The following is a 19,938-nucleotide window of genomic DNA, read 5'->3' on the forward strand; positions in this document are numbered from 1 at the left end:
CTCGCTGGGCTCATAACCCAGAGGTCGCAGGTTCAAATCCTGTCCCCGCTACTGAAGGCCGAGGGCCGGAATCCGAAAGGGTTCCGGCCCTCGGTGTGTTGTGGCATGTGTGTGTGCGGTTTGAGGAGGTTACGAGGAGTGATCGTGCCGGTGCCCTCCGCGTAGCAACTGACGTGCCGTCAATACCCGGGCGGGTTCCTGGGGTGGTCAACTCGCCCGATTTTCGCCGGTCATGGGGTCTTGGTCGGGCGGAATTTCGTTAATGATCAAGCGGAACCGCTTGGAATCGGGCCCTCGGGTCTATTAACGTTCGATAACGCAGCGCGGTCGTCCCAGCCGTCACAAGAGTCGGCTCCGTGCGCATGCGCCGAATTCCGCAAGGGAACCGGGGAACCACTACTTGGGGTGAATCGCGCGGGTATCACCGTGAACTCACGGTTGGTATACGCGCGTAGGAGACCTTCCTGCTCCGAACCCGTCAGCTAACCCGGTAGGCGAGAAGGAAGGAAAGGAGTACGCCCACGTGGCGTCCAACCGGCCTGCCCCAGAAGCCCCGTTCGTGCCGAGTCAGCGCGACACCGAGACCTTCGGCTACGGCGAGTACCGCACCGACGAGGGCCCCTGGACGGAGTGGAACCCCACCGAGGAGTCCATTCGTCCGGTACGCGGTCGGCACCGTGTCGCCAAGCAGCGTGGCGGACTCGCCCGCAGCTCCACCGTCCTGGGCGTCGGCGTCATAGCCGCCGTCGGCGCGGGCGGCATAGCCAGCGCCAACACCGGTAAGCCGCCGGTGTCCATCTCCATGCCCGATCTTCCCTCCGTGGGTTCCCTCCTTTCCGAGGACGACACCCCTGAAGGCTCACCGACCGCGCTCAGCGAGGTCGGCGTGACCACCGAGGAGACCGCGGAGGGCACCTCGGACGCCGGGGAGGTGCTGCGCGCCCGGATCATGGCCCAGGCCGAGAAGCAGCAGGACCAGGCCGAGAGCAAGGTCGTCGCCGAGGCCGCGGCCGCCGCCGAGAAGCAGGTCGCCGACGCGGTCGCCAAGGCGGAGAAGGAAGCCGAGGCCAAGGCCGCCGAGAAGAAGAAGCAGGCGGAGGAGGAAGCCGAGAGGAAGGCCGAGGCCGAGCGCCTCGCCCAGCTGGCCAAGCAGTACACGCTGCCGACCTCCTCGTACACCCTCACGGGGACCTTCGGTCAGGCCGGCTCCCTGTGGTCGTCCGGCTACCACACCGGCCTCGACTTCGCCGCTCCCACCGGCACACTCATCAAGGCCGTCCACAGCGGGACCATCACGGAGGCGGGCTGGGCCGGTTCGTACGGCTACCGCACGATCCTCACCCTGGACGACGGCACCGAGCTGTGGTTCTGCCACCAGTCCTCGATCAGCGTCAGCGTCGGCCAGAAGGTCAGCACGGGTGACGTCATCGGTCGCGTGGGCGCCACCGGCAACGTCACCGGGGCCCACCTCCACCTGGAGGTCCACCCGGGCGGTGCGAGCACGGGCATCGACCCGATGTCCTGGCTGCGCAGCAAGGGGCTCAACCCCTGACCGTCGCGGTTGCGTGGATTGTGTGAGCGTCTCACTCCTGTCGGAATGAGGCGCTCCGCCGCGTGTGTTGAAGAGAGGCATGACTTCTCTTCGCAAGCTCGGTACGTCGGACCTCGAGGTCTTCCCGCTGTCCCTCGGGGGCAACGTCTTCGGGTGGACGGCCGACGAGGCCGCCTCCTTCGCCGTGCTGGACGCGTACACGGCCGCCGGGGGCAACTTCATCGACACCGCCGACTCGTACTCGGCGTGGATCGAGGGCAACTCCGGCGGTGAGTCCGAGACCATCATCGGCAAGTGGGTCAAGGCCCGCGGTAATCGCTCCGACGTCGTCATCGCGACCAAGGTCAGCCAGCACCCCGAGTACCAGGGCCTGACCGCCGCCAACATCAAGGCCGCCGCCGACGCCTCGCTGCGCCGCCTCGACACCGACTACATCGACCTCTACTACACGCACTTCGACAAGCCGGACGTGCCGGTCGAGGAGATCATCGGCGCGCTCGACGAGCTGGTGCGGGCGGGCAAGGTGCGGTACATCGCCGCCTCCAACATCTCGCCCGAGCGGCTGGAGGAGTCGCTGGCCCACTCCGAACGCGTGGGCCTGGCGCGGTACGTGGCTGTGCAGCCCCACTACAACCTGGTCTCCCGCGACACCTACGAGGGCGAGCTGCAGGCCGTCGCGGAACGCGCCGGCCTCGCCGCCGTCCCGTACTTCTCGCTCGCCTCCGGCTTCCTCACCGGCAAGTACCGGCCCGGCACGACGGTCGACAGCGCGCGGGCCGAGGGCGCGGCCAAGCACCTGCAGACCGAGCGTGGCCAGCGGGTCCTCACCGCCCTCGACGAGGTCGCCCAGGCCCACGACACCCAGATCGCCACGGTCGCCCTGGCGTGGCTCGCGGCCCAGCCGACGGTGGCGGCCCCGATCGCGTCCGCGCGCACGGTGGAACAGCTGCCGGCGCTGGTGGGCGTGGGCGACCTGGTCCTGACGGAGGCCGAGGTCGCGCGGTTGACGGAGGCCTCGGCCTGAGGGCCTGTCCGGCCCCCTAGGACCGGTACGGGTTGTACGCCGGGTACGGCATCGCCGACGGCGCCGTCGCCTGGCCGAAGTAGCCCGGGTGGGTCGGCGTGGCCGGGTAGCCGTACGCCCCGTACAGCGGCCAGGGCGGGGCGGTCACCGCCACCGGCGGGGCCGTCGCGCGGGCGGCGTGGTCCAGCGCGGGGCGGGCCACGTCCCGCCGCCGCCACAGCTCCTGCAACAGCTCCTGCTCCCGTACGACGAAGTCGGCCCCCGCTCGTCCGCGGCGTCCCCGGTGCCGTAGGAACGCCAGGGACGTCGCGTACGCCTCGTACTGGGCCACCGCCCGCGCCGCGGGGCGGCCCCCGTGGCGGTGGGCGTACTCGCGGGCCATCCGCCGTGCCCGCATCGATCCGAGAGCGTACGGCTCGGCCGGTGTCAGCCATCCCGCCACCGTGTAGGCGGGCAGTTCCTCCCGTACGGTCCTCAGCTCGCGCTGGCGGGTCCAGATGACCAGCCAGGTCAGCAGCCCGAACGCGGGGACCATGAACGCCGCGTACACGGCGATGAACCCGTACTCGCCGAACGTCGACGAGGCGTTCCAGATCGCGTGCATGCCCATCGCGAGCAGCAGCCCGGACAGCGGCAGCAGGACCCGTCGCAGGTGCTGGCGTTCCGCCGACAGCGCGGAGACGCCGAAGCCGATGCCGGTGAGGACGGTGAACAGCGGGTGCGCGAACGGCGACATGATGATGCGCACGAAGAAGGTCGCCGCGGTGACCGAGGCGATGCCGCGGTCACCGGTGAGCTGGTCGGTGCCGAACGCCGTGCCGAGGTAGAGGATGTTCTCGGTGAAGGCGAACCCGGTGGCGGTGACTCCGGCTATCACCACCCCGTCGACGATGCCGGTGAAGTCCCGCCGCCGGAAGAGGAACACCAGGAGGACGGCGGCGGCCTTGGCCGACTCCTCCACGATCGGCGCTATCACCGTCGCGCCGAGCGTGTCCGCGCTGGAGGGGTCCGCGGTGGCCGTGGCGATCCATCTGGTCGCGAAGCTGTTGGCGACGATCGCTATCAGCGCCGCCGCGCAGGCGCCCCAGGCGAAGGCGAAGAGGAGGTTGCGCCAGGGGCCCGGTTCGACCCGGTCGAGCCAGCGGAACGCGGCGGTGAGCAGCGGCACGGGCAGGACCGCGAGCCCGAGCCCGACCAGGAATCCCTCGGTGCCGGTCTGTTCGCGGACCAGGGCGAGGATGACCAGCCCGGAGAGCGCGAGCAGGGTGCTCAGCGCGCCGTAGCGCACCCACTTCCGCTGCCACCAGTGAGCGTGGCGCAGGGCGCCGCCGACGGGGGCACCGGGGTGCGGCGGATACGGGGGAACGGTGGCCACGGCATTGACCCTAACGATGCTTTTGCGGAGGGCTTCACGAGTGCTCTACGCGGCGGAAGAGCAGGTCGTTCACGACATGTCCCTTCTCCAGACCCTGGCCCTCGAAACGAGTCAGCGGCCGGAAGCCGGGACGCGGCGCGAAACCGCCGTCGGCCTGGGTGTTCTCGAAGGCGGGGTGCGCGTCGAGCACCTCCAGCATCTGCTCCGCGTACGGCTCCCAGTCCGTCGCGCAGTGGATGATCGCTCCTGGCCGGAGCCGGGCGGCGGCGAGGGTGAGGAACTCCGGCTGGATCAGCCGACGCTTGTGGTGCCGCTTCTTGGGCCAGGGGTCCGGGAAGTAGACGCGCAGGCCGGCGAGGGAGTCCGGGGCGAGCATCTCGCGCAGCAGGATGATCGCGTCCCCGTTGGCGACGCGGACGTTGGACAGCCCGTTGTGCTCGGCGAGGTTGAGAAGGTTTCCCTGCCCCGGGGTGTGTACGTCCACGGCGAGGATGTTGCTGCCCGGGTCGGCGGCGGCCATCTCCGCGGTGGCCTCGCCCATCCCGAAGCCGATCTCCAGGACGACGGGAGCGTCGTTCCCGAACAGTTCGCCGAGGTCGATCACCCGCTGCCCGTCGATGTCCAGGCCCCACGTGGGCCACAGCCGTTGCAGCGCGTCCGCCTGCCCGGCCGTCACCCGGCTGCGGCGCGGCTGGAAACTCCGGATCCGCCGCTCGAAGTGCGACCCGGCGGGATCGGCCTGCGGCCCGTCCGGGAAACGCGGTTCGCCCTTGGCCCGGGTGTGGCGACGGGACACACCGGGGGTGTGCGGGGTTTCGGAGGCGTTGAGAGAGTCAGACACAGTGCGTCGATTTTACGGCGGTGGGGCCGGCGGCGTCGCTGGCGGGCATGGTGGGCACGGAGGGGGTGGTGGGGTTCTTGCTCATACGGTCCCCAGCACGGCCAGTGCTCTGCGGGCGACCTCCCGCCCGATGGGCAGTGATGCCGTGGCCGCGGGGGACGGCGCGTTCAGTACGTGGACCGTTCGGGCGCCCTCCTTGATCAGGAAGTCGTCCACCAGTGTCCCGTCGCGCAGCACCGCCTGGGCTCGCACCCCGGCGGGCGCCGGCGTCAGGTCCGCCTCCTCGACCGCGGGCAGCAGCCTGCGCACTGCCCCGACGAACGCCCCCTTGGACACCGACCGCCGCATCTCACCCGCCCCGTACCGCCAGTGCCGCCGCGCTATCCGCCAGGAGCCCGGCCAGCGCAGGGTCGCCCCCAGCTCCCGTGGCCGCACCGCCCGCCAGTCGTATCCCTCTCTGGCCAGTGCGGGCACCGCGTTGGGGCCGATGTGCACGCCACCGTCGATGCCGCGGGTGAGATGCACCCCGAGGAACGGGAACGCCGGGTCCGGCACCGGATACACCAGCCCCCGCACCAGCTCCGGCCGGGTCAGCGTGTAGTACTCGCCCCGGAACGGCACGATGCGCATCCCCGGCTCGTCCCCGGTCATCCGCGCGATCTCGTCGCAGTACAGCCCGGCGCAGTTCACCAGGGCCCGCCCGCGCACGACGTCCCCGTCCGCGGTCCGCACGGCCACTCCGAGCTCCGGCCGCCGGTCGACCTGGACGACACGAGCTCCGTAGCGGATGTCCGCGCCCGACGCCTCGGCCAGCTGCCCGGCGACCGCGACGAAGTCGCACACCCCGGTCGTCCCGACGTGTATGGCGGCGAGGCCACGGACCTCCGGTTCGTACTCGGCGATCTGGGCCGCGCCCAGTTCCCGCACCGAGATGCCGTTCTCCCGGCCGCGCTGGACGAGCGCGTGCAGACGGGGGAGCTCGGCTCGGTCGGTGGCGACGATCAGCTTGCCGGTGACGGCGTGCGGGATGTCGTACTCCGCGCAGAACTTGATCATCTCGGCGGCGCCCCTGACCGCGTACCGCGCTTTGAGGGAGCCGGGGCGGTAGTAGATGCCGCTGTGGATCACCCCGCTGTTGCGCCCGGTCTGGTGCCGGGCGGGCCCGGGCTCCTTCTCCAGCACCGTGACCCGCGTGCCCGGCGCGGCACGCGTGATCGCATACGCCGTCGACAGGCCGACGATCCCGCCACCGATCACCAGCACGTCACAGTCGTACGCGATCTTCGGCGCCTGCCTCGCCACCTGCACCACCTCCCGGCTTCGATAGTGCACTGCGCCACTGACAATGCCTTCAAACCAGAAAGACCGCAGCCCGGCGAGGAGCGCGCGACCGACCGGAAGGGCGGACGCGGATCAGCACGGCGGACGCGACGGCACCCGGCGACCCGGGCGGAGCGCTACGCCGGAGTCATGAGCAGCGGCCGTGCCCGTTCCCGCAGCTCCACCACGCGCGGCTCGTCGCCGTACGGCTCCAGACGGTGGAGGAGATCCTTCACGTACTCGGTGGTGCGCGCCGAGGAGATGCGCCCGGCGACCTCCACCGCCCGCACGCCCTGCTCGCACGCCGCGTCGAGATTGCCGGACTCCAGCTCCGCGACCGCCGAGACGACCAGACGCAGCCCGTGCGAGCGCACGAACTCCTCCGTCGGCTGCGACAGCGCCTGTTCCGTGAACCGGCGCACCTGACGTGGGGCCTTCAGGTCGCGGTAGCACTCCGCGGCGTCCGCGGCGAACCGGTCGTAGGAGTAGAAGCCGAGCCACGACGGGTCGTTGTCGCCGTCGCGGGACCGCTCCAGCCAGCCCTCCGCCGCCTTCAGAGCCGCGCCGGCCGCCTGGGCGTCTCCGGCGCGCGCGTGGGCACGTGCCTCGACCAGGCGGAAGAAGCTCATGGTGCGGGCGGTGGCCAGCCCCCGGTTGCGTTCCAGCGCGGCCTGGGCGAGGTCGACGCCCTCGTCGCCGAAGCCCCGGTAGGTCGCCTGGAGGGACATGGAGGCCAGGACGTAGCCCCCGAGGGGGACGTCGGCCGCCGCGCGCGCGAGCCGCAGCGCCTGGATGTAGTACCGCTGCGCGGCCTCCTGCTGACCGGTGTCGAAGGCCATCCACCCGGCGAGGCGGGTGAGTTCGGCACTGGCGCCGAACAGCGCCCGGCCCACCTCGTCCGAGTACGCGCCCAGCAGCAGCGGAGCCGCCTCCACCCGCAGGCACTCCGGCACCATCGACGAACGCCAGTCGCCGCCTCCGTACTTGGAGTCCCAGCGCCTGGCGTCCTCGGCGGCCTCCCGCAGTTTCTGCACGTCGCTGTGGCCGACTTTGAGCGGTGCCCCGGAGGCCTCGGCGGAGTTCACCTCGCGTGCGACCGAGCTGTCGGCCGGGGTTATCAGCCAGCGTGAGGCGGGCGTCGCGTACGCGCTCACGGCGAATGATCCGGCCAGCGACTGCCAGATGCCGCCGGTGCCGGCCCGGCGGCCGGCCAGGTCGAGCCGGTACAGCTCCGTCGCCGACCGCACCGCCTGTCCGACGTCCCTGGGGAAGGCGAGGCCCACTTCGGGTGCGGGATCCGCGTCCGCCAGGCCGATCTCGTGGAGCGGCACCGGGCGGCCGAGCTTCTGCCCTATCGCGGCGGCGATGAGATGCGGCGCGGCACCCTGCGGCACCATCCCCTTCGACACCCAGCGCGCCACCGACGTCTTGTCGTAGCGAAGAGTCAACCCGCGTTGGGCGCCAAGATCGTTGACGCGTCGGGCGAGTCCTGCGTTGCTGATTCCCGCGAGGGCGAGAACGGCGCCGAGTTTTTCGTTCGGCCCGCGTTGCTCCCTGGACATTGCGCCACCCCTCGACACAGACGGCTGCCGCGCTGGCATAACCATGCGGCATTCGTAAACCCAGCGTAGTTCGCCGCATCCCAAGCGTTAAGGGGCATTGTTCCGGTTGGCGGGATTGTGGTCCGTACTGAAGTACGGTTCAGCGACGGACGGTTGCGGCGCGCTCCCGCTGTGTGGCCGTGCGCCCGGCCGTGCGCTCTTCTCCGGCCATCGGGGGAGCGGTTCCATGGGCCGTGCGTGGGTCGGCCCGCTGTACTGGATCCAGTGGGCTGGGGGACACCGCCGCCTACATCCCCGCGGGCGGCGGACCGGCCCGGGGGGCGTGTTCCGTCTCCCGGGCTGTGCGCTCGCCGGACGGCGGCCGGGGTGTGTACGGAGCGTGCTCAAACCTGTTCCGTTGCCGCCGATTTGGCTGAAAATCGACCCTGCCTGTGCGGGGTCTCAGCCCTCCCACCACGGCAGTTGAGGGCGCGTTGGGAGTTTTTGGGGAGCGTTTTGGGGGCGCATTCGCGTCGCAGTCACCGTATCAACACTCCCCGTACGTGCTCGATCTCCTTGCCTCGTGCGGCAGTTCGACGGGGTGCGCAGGCGGGCCAGGCCCGAGGGGACGGTATCCGCCGGGGCGCATTCCCCGGAGCGCGAGCGACACCGCCGTCCCTCCGTCGCGCCTCCTTCATGGCAGCATGGTGCCGAGTTCGTACGGTGCACTGGTTGTCCACAGCCTGTGGAGGCGGCGATGCGGTGGTTGGTGGGATGGAGCAGCACCGCCACGGTGGCCGCCGAGATCGGCTCCGCCGGCGCGGTGGGGCACGACGGCGAGACACTGCATCCGGTGGGCTCGCACCTTCTGTGGGGCGACCCCGATCCGCTGTGGGCGGTCGGCGACTGGCGTCCGGACGAGGTGCGGGTGCTGAAGGCCGACGACCGGACCCGGATCGCCGTCCTCGGCACCTGCGGCGCCTCCGACGAACAGCTGAAGGTCGGCCTGTTCGCGGCGCGCGGCGGGGCACTTCGGCACCTGACGGCGTGGCCGGGAAGCTACACGGCCGTCGTCCAGGTGGGGCGCCGCATCACCGTCTGCGGTGATCTGGCGGGCGCCCGCCCGGTGTTCCACACCCCCTGGGCCGGCGGCACCGCCTACGCGACGGCCGCGCTGCCCCTCGCCGACCTCATCGAGGCCAACCTCGACTACGGCCACCTCGCCGCGCTGCTCGCCGCCCCCGACGTCCCGGCCGCACTGCACGACTCCACCCCCTACGACGGCGTACGGCGCATTCCGCCGGGGCACGCGCTGATCCTGCGCGCCGGGGCACGCGAGGTCGCCGGGTACGAGCAGGTCGCCTCCCTCGCCGTGGCGGCGCCCTCCGCCGACCCGGACAGCGCGGTCGACGCCGTACGGGACGCCCTGGTCGACGCCGTTCGCGCCAGGCTGTCCGCCCCTCGTCATGTCCCTGGCGCCGACATAGACCCCGGCCCGGTCCCCGGCATGGGGCCCGCCGAACGGCGTGCCGCGCGCGGGATGCCGGTCCCGGGCATCGGCGCGGACCTGTCCGGCGGCCCCGCCTCGGGAACCCTGGCGCTGCTCGCCGCCGGCCTGCCCGGCATGCCGGGGACCGTGCTGGGCCACGGCACGGGCGCGGGGGAGCGGCTGCTGGCGGTCACCTTCAACGATCTGGTGGTCGGCGGCCGGGAGGCCGAAGTGGAGCGGGCGGGCACCCTGGCGGCCAACCCGCGTCTGCACCACGTCGTGGTGACCGGCGACGAGGAGACCCTCCCGTACGCCGAACTGGACGGCCCGCTGACCGACGAGCCCGCCGCCTCCCTGGTGACCGCCGCCCGTCATCGCGCCCGCCTCGCGGCCGGCAGCGCGGACCACTTCACCGGCTACGGCGCCCGCCAGGTCCTGGACGCCCACCCGGCCCGCCTCGCGGACCTCCTGATGGACCGTAAACGCCGTCACCTGGTCCGTCCCGTCGCCGCGCTCGCCAAGGCGGACGGCTCGGTCCTGGTCCCCGCGCGGGTGTACGGCGCGGCCCGCCGCCTTGCCCGTACGCCCTACCGCTCCGGTCTGGAGAACCTCGCCGACCGGCTCATGCGCCGCCGTTTCGACGAACCCGGAGGTGCCGTGGGGGCGTCCCTGGCCGCGCTCACCTGGGCCAGACCGGGCCCCGCGGCGCGCTGGCTCACGGGCGAGGCGCTGGCTGAAGTATCGGTTCGCCTGCAAGCGGCGACCCAGCGCTCCGGGGTCGGTCCCGGCCAGCGACCGGGCGACTTCCGCGCCCGCGCGGCCCTCACCCGCAGCGCGGCGGACCTGCGCATTCTCGAACAGGCGGCCGAGGTCCGCTTCCAGCGCTTGCACGCCCCGTTCCTCGACAACCAGGTCGTCCGCGCCTGCCGCGCCCTGCCGGAGGCCCTACGGGTCCAACCGGGCGCCCGCGCGGCCATCCTCCGTACGGTCCTGGAGGGCGCCGGGGTCGCGGATCTCCCGCCCGGCTGGGGCGCCCCCTCCCACGGGCCCTCGGCGGCCGCCGCCCGTACCGGGCTCCGGGTGGCCGCGGACTCCCTGATGTCTCTCTTCGGCACACCCCTGCTCGCGCAGGCGGGCCTCGTCGAGGCCCGGGTGGTGCGCAAGGCGCTGCGCGCGGCGGCGGAGGGTGAGCCGCTGCCCCTGGACGGACTGGCGGACCTGGTGTCCCTGGAGCTGTGGCTGGTCCGGCTGATCGCCCGCCGGGGCACCTGCTGGACCGGAACGCCCGCCCGCACGCGCGCGGTCCCGGCGGGCGTCACACGGCAGCAGGGCGCACTCGGGGCGGGGGCGTCGGGCGGCGGGGCGGTGCTCGCGTAGGGCGCGCGTGGATTCATGGCCCGTCCCCGGCCTTCGGGGGTGCGGTTGCTGTGGGCTCGGCCCCGCGGCTACGGCCTTCTCGGTTACGGCGTCACGAGCAGGTGAATCTCGACTCCGCCCAGTCCGCGAGTGTCAGGTCGTCGAGGTGGCTGCGCGGCTCGACGACCAGCCGGACGGTCTCGCGCCCGGCGAGGTCCACATGGGCGGGCACCGCGGATTCCCCGCCCTCGACGCTCCCGGACCGCCACAGCCGGACCCCGTCGGCGTAGACGGTGAAGTCGACCTTGCCGAGCCCCGCGGTCATGTCGTCGACGCCGACGAGGGCGTCGTAGGCGGTGCACTCACGGTTGAGGTCGATGGTGACGGAGGAGTTCCCGTGCACGGTCACGCCGTGCGTGTACCGGTTGTCCGCGATCGACACGCCGTACCGCTGCCAGACCCAGCTGCTGCCACCGATCCGCATCTCGGGCTCGGTGCCGTCGCCGGAGATGTCGTACGACAGCTCGCTCCACAGGAACACGGTCGACGGGGCAGGCGGGGCAGGCGGGGCAGGCGGGGGAGCCGGTGAGGGCGGTGTGGGGGCGGGTGTCGGGGCCGGCTTCGGCGTCGGTGTGAGGGGCGGCGGGGAAGGCGGAGCCGGTGTGGGCTTCGGTGCGGACGTGGACGGGGAGGTGCGTGTGGTGGTCGGGGGGTGTGTCGGCGGCGGGGCAGGGGCGGCTGTGGGCGTGGGGGCCAGGGCGGCCGCCGCCGCGATCATCGGGGGCTTCGGGCCGGGGCCCTGCCGCGGGGTCGTGGGCGCGTCCTCGGTGGGCTCGGCGGGCTCGACGACCGGGGCGGACGCGGGCGGTTTGGCGTCCGGTCTCCTGGGCGGGTTGCCGCCACCGGCCAGCGCGAGGGTCACCGCGACGGCGGCCACCGCCACCACACCGGCCGCGACACCGGCCTTCACCGGCGCGCCGAGCCCTTCGGAGGCGGCCGCCCCTCCCCCTGAACTCGCCGCACCGCCCCCTGTACTCGCCCCGCCCCCCGCACCCACCGCACCCGACGACCCGCCGCCCGCCGCGGCGACCCCCGCGGCACCGGCCGCGCCCGCCCCCGCGCCGCCGGCGATGATCGCGGCGGCCTTGGCGTACCCGGCGGCACCGAACCAGCCGATGACCGCGACCGGTACGACGGCCGGGATGCCGCCGGCGACATCCTTGATCTGGCCCGCGGCGAGCCAGCACTTCGGGCACCCCTCCAGATGCTTGCGCAGCCCGCGTTCGGCGCGGGTGCGCAGGCCGCCGCGCACATAGGCGCCGAGCCGGTCGGCGTAGCGGGCGCACTCCTCGTCGCCGGCCAGGGCGGCGCTGACGTGGGCCTGGAGGTAGGCCTGCTTGAGGCCCTCGCGGGCCCGGCTGGCGAGTACCCGGGTGCCGTTGGCGTCCAGCCCGAACAGCGTCGCGACCTCGCTCGGCGACTCGTCCTCGACCTCGGTGTGCCACAGCACGGCCTGCCAGCGCTCGGGCAGCGACCGGAAGGCCCGCATGGCCATGGACTGCTCGGCCTGGTGCATCGCCCGCACATCGGCACCCAGGTCCAGCCCCGCTCCGTCGTCGGACAGCTCGGACGCGCGCGTGGACTGCGCGGCGAACACCGCGAAGTCGTCGACCAGCTGCTCCCGCTTCGCGGACTTCGTCCAGCTCGCGGCCACCCGGCGCACGGTGGTGAGCAGATAGGCGCGTACGGCGTGTTCGGGGCCCATGCCGCGGCGCACCGCCTGGAGCATGCGGGCGAAGACCTCGGCGGTGAGGTCGTCTGCGGTGTGACCGTCCCGGCAGCAGGTGCGGGCGTATCGGCGCACCGCTCCCGCGTGGCGCCGGTAGAGCGCCTCGTAGGCGGTGTCGTCGCCCGAGCGCATCCGCTGGATCAGGTCGGCGTCGGACGGCGGCAGATTGCTGGGCGGATGCGGGACACCGCCGTCCTCGCGCCGGTCGCGCTGGGCCGGGACGCTGCCCTCCACGGGCTCGCCGCCCTGCGCCGGGATTCCGGCCGCCACCGGGTCGTGCGGAACGCCGGCCCGTCCTCCCTGGCTCGGCACCTGGGGCGAGGCCGCGCCGTCGGCCTCGCCGTCGTCACCGAGTGAACCGTCCCGCCCGTCAAAGCTCATCGCGGAAAGCCCCCGCCGCCAGCCCTACCAGTCCCGAACACCCGGTCACAGTGCCATATCGGCTCTGGTTCAGGACCCCGCTGCGCAGCACTTCCGACGGTTCGCGGGGACTCCAGGCGACGCGGTACCGGCGGTCACCCGGACCGGCCGGTCTCAACCGGCATTCCGCGTAAGGGAGTTGAGAAGGTTGACCGAAAAGCGACGGAGCGCGCCCCTGGGGTGAGCCCGGAGCGAGGGCGGTGCGGCGCCCGCTCTCCACAGTCACCTATTCGAGTCACGGCCGCGAGGTGCAAGGCGACAGCGAGTGGCGGGCGCCGCCCCCACAGGGCAACCCAGGCTCCTCACGCCGGTCGCGAGCGCAGCCCCTCCAGCAGGATGTCCAGCAGCCGCGACGAGGCCGCCGCCTGCTGTGCCGCGTCCGGCAGCGAGGGTGCCGCCGTCGCTATGACCAGCAGAACGTCCGCCACCGACACATCGGCCCGCAGCTCGCCCGCCGCGCGCGCCCGCTCCACGAGCTGCCCCACGACCTCGAGCAGAGCCGCCGCGCCCGTGTCGTCCGCGGCGAGCACCGGAACCTCCTCCGCCACCAGCCGCAGCTCTCCGGAGCCCTGCTGGGTCCGCTGCTGCGGCACCCGCGCCCCGTCGAACCCGGTGCCCTCGTCCGCGACGCCGACCCGCAGCACCTGCGGCGGCAGTAACCGCCCGGCGCCCGAGGCCACCGACGTCCGCAGGAAGCGCGAGAGCGCCGACCACGGCTCGTCCTCCTGACCGAGCGCCGTCCGTGCCTGGTCGGTCAGCCGGGAGGTCTCCTCCTCGGCTATCCGTCGTACCAGGACGTCCTTGCTCGGGAAGCGCCGGTACACCGTGCCGACGCCGACCCGCGCGCGCCGCGCCACGTCCTCCATCGGCGCGCCGTACCCCAGCTCGCCGAAGACCTCGCGCGCCGCACGCAGCACGTGTTCCAGATTGCGCTGTGCGTCCACGCGCAGCGGTGTGGTCCGCGAGCTGTCCCCGCGTCCGTTGGTGCCCGCCGCCGCGCTCATCGCTGAGCCGATCGCGCCGCCCATCGCCCCACCACCAGGTGCGATGGTGGACGCGGACGACCAATGAGAGCCCTGAACATGCATAAGTGATCCCCCGGTAATGACGTCTCCCCCCGGAGACTCTCCCCGCCATCTGAAAGCCGGAGTGAACGGAACAGGCCCGCTTCCTGGGCCCGTGGTCCCGGACCCGAAGGCGTATCCCCCTACACCCCGTCGACACACGAACATAGTTGAGTGAGGGTCAATTCAGAAGGGGGACGTTCCGCACGGAGCGCACCCCGATCGGCGTACGGGTGGCATACGTCCCGATTGCGCCCCCTCCAGCCGCCCCTCGCATACCCGCTGACCTGCGAAAATACCCCGCACTTCGGTGATTCGGCCAACCCTGTGCAGCGATGGCGCGCAGTCACACAAATTGTCGAGGCTGTGGACAAACGCAAGCGTCCGGTGCGTCATGGGATGGTGAAGGAACGTGCGCGCATTCTCGTTGTCGGCGGCGGCTACGTCGGGATGTACACGGCCCTGCGTCTGCAGCGGAAGCTGAAACGGGAACTTCAGCGCGGCGAGGCCGAGGTCACCGTCGTCACGCCCGACCCGTACATGACCTATCAGCCGTTCCTCCCCGAGGCGGCCGCCGGATCCATCTCCCCGCGCCATGTCGTGGTACCGCTGCGCCGCGTCCTGGACCAGTGCCGGGTCATCGTCGGCGAGGTCACCTCCATCGACCACGCCAAGCGCACCGCCGCCCTCACCACCCTCGCCACCGACGAGGAGGGCACCGGCGCCCAGCAGCTGTCGTACGACGAACTCGTCCTCGCCCCCGGCTCGGTCTCGCGCACCCTGCCCGTCCCCGGCCTCGCCGAGCACGCCATCGGCTTCAAGACCGTCGAGGAGGCCATCGGCCTGCGCAACCACGTCATCGAGCAGATGGACATCGCCTCCTCCACCCGCGATCCCGCCGTCCGTGACGCCGCCCTCACCTTCGTCTTCGTCGGCGGCGGCTACGCCGGCGTCGAGGCCCTCGGCGAGCTGGAGGACATGGCCCGCTACACCGCGCGCTACTACCACAACATCCGGCCCGAGGACATGAAGTGGATCCTCGTCGAGGCGTCGGACCGCATCCTGCCCGAGGTCGGCGAGGAGATGGGCCGCTACACCGTCACCGAACTGCGCCGCCGCAACATCGACGTACGCCTGCACACCCGCCTGGAATCCTGCGCCGACCGCGTCGCCGTCCTCAGCGACGGCGCCCGATTCCCGGCCCGTACGGTCGTCTGGACCGCCGGTGTGAAACCCCACCCGGTCCTCGCCGCCACCGACCTGGCCCTGAACGAACGCGGGCGCCTGAAATGCACCGCCCAGCTGACGATCGAGGGCACCACACACGCGTGGGCGGCCGGAGACGCCGCGGCCGTCCCCGACGTGACCGCCCAGGAACCCGGCAAGGAGACCGCACCCAACGCCCAGCACGCGCTGCGCCAGGCGAAGGTCCTCGGCGACAACATCGCGCACTCGCTGCGCGGCGAGCCCCTTCGGACGTACTCCCACAAGTACGTCGGCTCGGTGGCGTCGCTGGGGCTCCACAAGGGGGTCGCACACGTCTACGGACGCAAGCTGAAGGGCTACCCCGCCTGGTTCATGCACCGCGTCTACCACCTCAGCAGGGTTCCCACCTTCAACCGCAAGGCCCGTGTCCTGGCCGAATGGACCCTGTCCGGGCTCTTCAAGAGGGAGATCGTCTCCCTGGGATCACTCGAACATCCCCGCGCGGAGTTCGAACTCGCGGCCGGTGGAAAGCCTCCTCAGGACACCCCGAACGACCCGAAGGGGTCGTCCTGACCGGACCGAGGAACTTCAACCCCGGGGTAGGCGTCTGACCGATGTCGACCCGGTCGGCCGCCCTGCCAGACTGGTCCCCCACCCTGGACGGACCGACCCCGCCCTTCGAACCCACGAGGCTTCCCCAGTGCCGCAACCCCGGGGTGCCGCCCCCCTGACCCCTGACCGGGTCCGGAGCCGGCCGAAGACGCCGCAGACGACGACACGAGGCAAGGATTCGTGAACTTCACGCGCTGGAACGCCCGCCTCCCCGGAACGCAGCGCCGCGCCGCGGCGCGGACCGACCACCCGGTCACCCCGGACCGGAAGGAGGACGCCACCGGCTCCTCCGTACCCGCGGCCCGCGCCGAACAACTCACCGACGCCGACCCACCGGTACCCGCCGTCGACGAACTGCCGGTGCGCGAGGTCCTCGACCGCGTCCCCGCCCTCGTCGCCCTCCTCCACGGCCCCGAGCACCGCCTCGCCTACGTCAACGACGCCTATGTGACGGCCTTCGGCACCCGCCCGACCGGCGCCCCGGCCCGCGAGGCCGCCCCGGAACTCGCCGAGCTCGGCCTGCTCCCGCTCCTGGACCAGGTCCTGCGCAGCGGCAGACCCCGCACCGTCAAGTCCCGCAAGGCCCCCGACGGCCGCTCCTACACCTTCACCTGCACCCCGGTCGCCCAGGGCGACGGCAAAGACGGCGGCGACGGCGGCGACGGCGGCGTTCTCGTCTTCGCCACCGACGTCACCGACCACGCCGAGGCCGCCGAACGCCTCAGAGCCAGCGAACGGGAGCAGCGGGAGACCGCGGTCACGCTCCAGCGCTCCCTGCTCCCCCAGGAACTCGAACAGCCCGACGACCTGCGCGTCGCGGCCACCTACCAGCCGGGCGGCACGGAGGCCGCCGTCGGCGGCGACTGGTACGACGTGATCACCCTGGGCGGCGGCCGCACCGCCCTGGTGATCGGCGACGTGATGGGCCGGGGAGTCCGCGCGGCCGCCGTCATGGGCCAACTCCGCACGGCGGTACGGGCATACGCCCGCCTGGACCTCCCCCCGCACGAGATCCTCCAGCTCCTGGACGGCCTCGCCGCGGAGATCGACGCCAACCAGATCGCCACCTGCGTCTACGCCATCCACGACCCGAACGAGGGCCGGCTGGTGTACGCCTCGGCCGGCCACCTGCCCATCCTGGTCCGCGACGAGAACGGCGCGGTCCTGCGCGCCGACGAGCCCACCGGCCCACCCCTCGGCACCGGCGGCTGGATGCACGCCTCGGGCACCATCCCGCTCGGCCCGGGCTCCACCGCGGTCCTGTACACGGACGGCCTGGTGGAACGCCGCAACGAGGACCTGGACGAGGGCATCGCCTCGCTGGAGCGCGCCCTGTCCGGCGCGACGGGCACACCCCAGGTCGTCTGCGACCGCCTGGTCCGCTCGGCCGGCGTCACCGCCGACCACGACGACGACGTGGCCGTCCTGGTCCTCCAGCACCCCGCCCGTACGGGCCCGGACAGCGAGCTCTTCCGCAACGCGTCGCTGGAACTGCTCGGCGGTGTGGAAGCGGCGCCCCGCGCGCGTGCCTTCGCCTCCGGCGTGCTGACCAGCTGGCGGTTCTCCGTGGAACTGCACGACCTGGGCGTCCTGGCGGTGAGCGAGCTGGTCGCGAACTCCCTGCAACACGGCACCCCGCCGATGCGGCTGCGCCTGCGCCGCACCGACCGGCGCCTGATCGTCGAGGTCACCGACGGCGACGACCACCTGCCACGCCGACGCCGAGCGGAAGCCGGTGACGAGTCCGGCCGGGGCATCGCCATCGTTGCGACGATCGCCTCCGCGTGGGGGTCCCGACGGACCTGCGGGGGCGGGAAGGCGGTGTGGTGCGAGTTCGCACTGCCCGCGGGCACGAAGTGACCGAAGCCCCGCCCCGCTTCCGGAGACGTCAGGCGTGCGCCTGTGTGTGGCCGGCCGGGGCGGGACCGCCCTGCGCCACCACCCGGCTCCTCGCCGCCCACGGCTGATCCTGCGCCGCGGTCAGACCGCGCCCCAACCGCACCGCCAGATACGTGATCCCCAACGAGAACAACAGGAACGTCACGATGTACGGCGCGTGCAGCGAGGCCCCCATGGGCCCGCCCACCGCCGGCCCGACAGCCAGCGCGAGCTGCTTCACCAGGGCGAACGCCGAGTTGTACTGCCCGGCCATCCCCGCGGGCGCGAGATCCGCCACCAGCGGAGCCACCGTCGGCGACAACATCGCCTCACCCAGCCCGAACAGCGCGTACGTCGAGACGAACGCGGCCGTCGCCATCTCCCGGCTGCCGTGCCCGAGCCCGGCATACCCCGCGACGACCCACGCCACGGCCCAGATCAACCCGACCGCGGCGATCACCCGGGACCGCCTCCGCCGCTCGACGAACTTCAGCACGGCGAACTGCGCGACCACGATCATCGCGGTGTTGGCGGCCAGCGCCGTCCCCAACGCGGACGTGGAGATCCCGGCGGCCTCCACCCCGTAGGCGCTCAGACCTGACTCGAACTGCCCGTAGCAGGCGAAGAACAGCACGAAACCCAGCGCACACAGCTGCACCATCGCCCGGTTGCCGAGCAGCTGCTTCCAGCTGCCCCTGGCCGACCCCGGACGGCCCGGCGCGTCCTCGATCCGCGGCGAGCGCGGCGTGCGCACCGTCGACATCACCACGACCAGCAGCAGGAACACCGCCGCCTCGATCGTGAACAGCACGGTGAAGGAGGAAGCGCTCGTCGGGTCGACCAGGTGACCGCCGATGAGCCCACCGACGCCGAGCCCCAGGTTCTGCAGGAAGAACTGCGTGGCGAAGGCGCGCGAGCGGGTGTCGGCCGACGAGCAGTCCACGATCATCGTCGCCAGCGCAGGCTGCATCACGGCCTGCCCGGCCCCGAGAGCGGCCGCCGACAGCAGCACGCTCGGCGCGTTGCTCGCGAGCCCCAGGCTCAGCGCACCCAGCGCGGCGGTGACCAGGGCGACGAACAGCACCGGCAGCGGGCCACGGCGCACGATCGCCCGGCCGGCGAACGGCAACACGATCAGCGCGGCCACGGCAAAGACGGCGAGGACCAGCCCCGCCGTCATGGCCCCCAGCCCCCGCACCTGCGCCACGTAGACGTACAGATAGGGGACGGTGAAACCGAGCCCGAACGCACTGAGTGCGTTGCCCACGTGGATCCGGCGCATCGCTGCGCCCATCGCCCTGGTCACGTTCACCTCTCTCAGGTAGTCAATGAGCCTTGCATGCATATAGCTATGAAGACTTCAAAGCTAAAGTTCAGGGTTGAACAGTACACCTCGAAGGACTTCAACGCCAAGCAAGCCCGTGCGATACTCGGGCCCATGGGCGACACCCCCGACACCCTCGGCGAACCGACACTCGAAGAGCAGATCGCCGCGTACCAACGCGAGTTCCAGGACCTCGACCCCCAGGTCGAGCAGATCGTCTCGGCGCTCGCCCGGCTGAACCGCCGTATGAACGTCGCCTACGGCCGCCAGACCTCCGCCCTCGGCATCAGCAACGCGGAGTGGGAGGTCCTCAAGGCCCTCGTCCTGTCCGGTGCCCCCTATCAGCTGGGCCCCAGTGACCTCGCGAAGCGGCTCGGTCTGACACCGGCCGCGATGACCCACCGGATCGACCGCATGGTCACCGAGGGGCTGGTTACCCGGGAGCGGGACGAGGCCAACCGCGTCCGCGTGATCGTCGAGCTGACCGGAGAGGGGCGGGAGAAGTGGCTGGAGGCGATGCGGCTCGCGACCGTCTTCGAGGAGGACCTGCTCCAGGACCTCTCCCCGGACGACCGCACGGCCCTCGGCGAGGTCCTCACCCGTCTCCTGCGCAGGGTCGAGGACGCCCAGCCGGACGCCGGCGGCCGTCTCGTCGACCTGGACTGACGGCCCGACCCGGCAGCCGCAAAAGATCTTGACAGACGGCGCTTGACAGCCACTCGCCCGATCCGTAAAGTTCTTCGGGTTGCCACGGGGCCGTAACGGTTCTGCGGCGGCACCTCCGCCGCCTGAGCGGCACCTCAAACCACCAGCACGATCTCCCAACGGGGTTGAATTCGGCGCGCCCGAATTCAAATCGATTGGGGCCCGGCACCTCGATTTGGGACCTGCCGGGGGAATCAGCTAGAGTTTGAGACGTCGGAACGGCCCAACAGCCGCGAAGACAAGCCCGGTTGACTGGGAGTCGGACGCCGAAAGGATCTGATAAAGTCAACATCGCCGGAAGGCCGAAAGGCCGGAAAGCAACCCGCCGACAGGGAATCGGATCGAGAAAAAGATCTGATAGAGTCGGAAACGCAAGACCGAAGGGAAGCGCCCGGAGGAAAGCCACGAGAGAGTCTCTCGGGTGAGTACAAAGGAAGCGTCC

13 protein-coding genes and 1 riboswitch are annotated in these 19,938 nt (G+C 71.9%); of the genes, 6 read left to right on the forward strand and 7 right to left on the reverse strand.

Going from position 1 to position 19,938, the window contains the following annotated elements:
• Nucleotides 1-355: 355 nt before the first annotated feature.
• Nucleotides 356-512: riboswitch (cyclic di-AMP (ydaO/yuaA leader) on the forward strand.
• An 11-nt stretch (nucleotides 513-523) separates the two neighbouring features.
• Together ACFYRY_RS42645 and ACFYRY_RS42650 are read left to right on the forward strand one after the other, a co-directional pair.
• Nucleotides 524-1,552 (forward strand): M23 family metallopeptidase, encoded by a 1,029-nt coding sequence (locus ACFYRY_RS42645; RefSeq protein WP_389158817.1) that lies wholly within the window; start codon nucleotides 524-526, stop codon nucleotides 1,550-1,552.
• Between the two features lie 79 nt (nucleotides 1,553-1,631).
• On the forward strand, nucleotides 1,632-2,576 hold the full coding sequence (locus ACFYRY_RS42650; RefSeq protein WP_389158819.1) for an aldo/keto reductase: 945 nt from the start codon (nucleotides 1,632-1,634) through the stop codon (nucleotides 2,574-2,576).
• A 16-nt stretch (nucleotides 2,577-2,592) separates the two neighbouring features.
• Here ACFYRY_RS42650 and ACFYRY_RS42655 read toward each other — a convergent pair whose 3' ends face one another.
• The 4 genes from ACFYRY_RS42655 to ACFYRY_RS42670 form a co-directional block, all read right to left on the reverse strand.
• Nucleotides 2,593-3,951, reverse strand: coding sequence for a PrsW family intramembrane metalloprotease (locus ACFYRY_RS42655; protein ID WP_389158822.1), 1,359 nt, complete (start codon nucleotides 3,949-3,951; stop codon nucleotides 2,593-2,595).
• Between the two features lie 34 nt (nucleotides 3,952-3,985).
• Nucleotides 3,986-4,792, reverse strand: a complete 807-nt coding sequence (trmB, locus tag ACFYRY_RS42660; protein WP_389158825.1) for a tRNA (guanosine(46)-N7)-methyltransferase TrmB — start codon at nucleotides 4,790-4,792, stop codon at nucleotides 3,986-3,988.
• Nucleotides 4,793-4,873: 81 nt separating this feature from the next.
• Entirely contained in the window at nucleotides 4,874-6,100 is a 1,227-nt protein-coding gene (gene lhgO / locus ACFYRY_RS42665) for an L-2-hydroxyglutarate oxidase (RefSeq protein WP_389158849.1), read from the reverse strand.
• Between the two features lie 149 nt (nucleotides 6,101-6,249).
• Complete coding sequence (locus tag ACFYRY_RS42670) at nucleotides 6,250-7,674, reverse strand: MFS transporter (protein ID WP_389158828.1); 1,425 nt, start codon at nucleotides 7,672-7,674, stop codon at nucleotides 6,250-6,252.
• A 736-nt stretch (nucleotides 7,675-8,410) separates the two neighbouring features.
• Here ACFYRY_RS42670 and ACFYRY_RS42675 point away from each other — a divergent pair.
• On the forward strand, nucleotides 8,411-10,519 hold the full coding sequence (locus tag ACFYRY_RS42675; RefSeq protein WP_389158831.1) for an asparagine synthase-related protein: 2,109 nt from the start codon (nucleotides 8,411-8,413) through the stop codon (nucleotides 10,517-10,519).
• Nucleotides 10,520-10,610: 91 nt separating this feature from the next.
• Here the strand turns inward: ACFYRY_RS42675 and ACFYRY_RS42680 are convergent, their stop codons facing one another.
• Nucleotides 10,611-12,668, reverse strand: coding sequence for a sigma-70 family RNA polymerase sigma factor (locus tag ACFYRY_RS42680; RefSeq protein ID WP_389158834.1), 2,058 nt, complete (start codon nucleotides 12,666-12,668; stop codon nucleotides 10,611-10,613).
• Between the two features lie 341 nt (nucleotides 12,669-13,009).
• Nucleotides 13,010-13,795: a TetR/AcrR family transcriptional regulator gene (locus tag ACFYRY_RS42685; RefSeq protein ID WP_389158837.1), complete on the reverse strand. Its 786-nt coding sequence runs from the start codon at nucleotides 13,793-13,795 to the stop codon at nucleotides 13,010-13,012.
• Between the two features lie 375 nt (nucleotides 13,796-14,170).
• On the opposite strand from ACFYRY_RS42685, the gene ACFYRY_RS42690 reads away from it, so the two are divergent.
• Together ACFYRY_RS42690 and ACFYRY_RS42695 are read left to right on the forward strand one after the other, a co-directional pair.
• Nucleotides 14,171-15,550, forward strand: coding sequence for an NAD(P)/FAD-dependent oxidoreductase (locus tag ACFYRY_RS42690; RefSeq protein ID WP_389158840.1), 1,380 nt, complete (start codon nucleotides 14,171-14,173; stop codon nucleotides 15,548-15,550).
• Between the two features lie 219 nt (nucleotides 15,551-15,769).
• Nucleotides 15,770-17,449 (forward strand): SpoIIE family protein phosphatase, encoded by a 1,680-nt coding sequence (locus ACFYRY_RS42695; RefSeq protein ID WP_389158843.1) that lies wholly within the window; start codon nucleotides 15,770-15,772, stop codon nucleotides 17,447-17,449.
• A gap of 28 nt (nucleotides 17,450-17,477) precedes the next feature.
• Here ACFYRY_RS42695 and ACFYRY_RS42700 read toward each other — a convergent pair whose 3' ends face one another.
• A complete protein-coding gene (locus ACFYRY_RS42700) occupies nucleotides 17,478-18,761 on the reverse strand; it encodes an MFS transporter (RefSeq protein ID WP_389158852.1) in 1,284 nt (427 codons plus the stop codon).
• A gap of 144 nt (nucleotides 18,762-18,905) precedes the next feature.
• Between ACFYRY_RS42700 and ACFYRY_RS42705 the strand changes: the two genes are divergently transcribed.
• Nucleotides 18,906-19,457: a MarR family winged helix-turn-helix transcriptional regulator gene (locus tag ACFYRY_RS42705; RefSeq protein WP_389158846.1), complete on the forward strand. Its 552-nt coding sequence runs from the start codon at nucleotides 18,906-18,908 to the stop codon at nucleotides 19,455-19,457.
• Nucleotides 19,458-19,938 lie beyond the last annotated feature (481 nt).

Origin of the sequence: Streptomyces sp. NPDC005263 (assembly GCF_042872365.1) — a bacterium.
GTDB lineage: Bacteria > Actinomycetota > Actinomycetes > Streptomycetales > Streptomycetaceae > Streptomyces.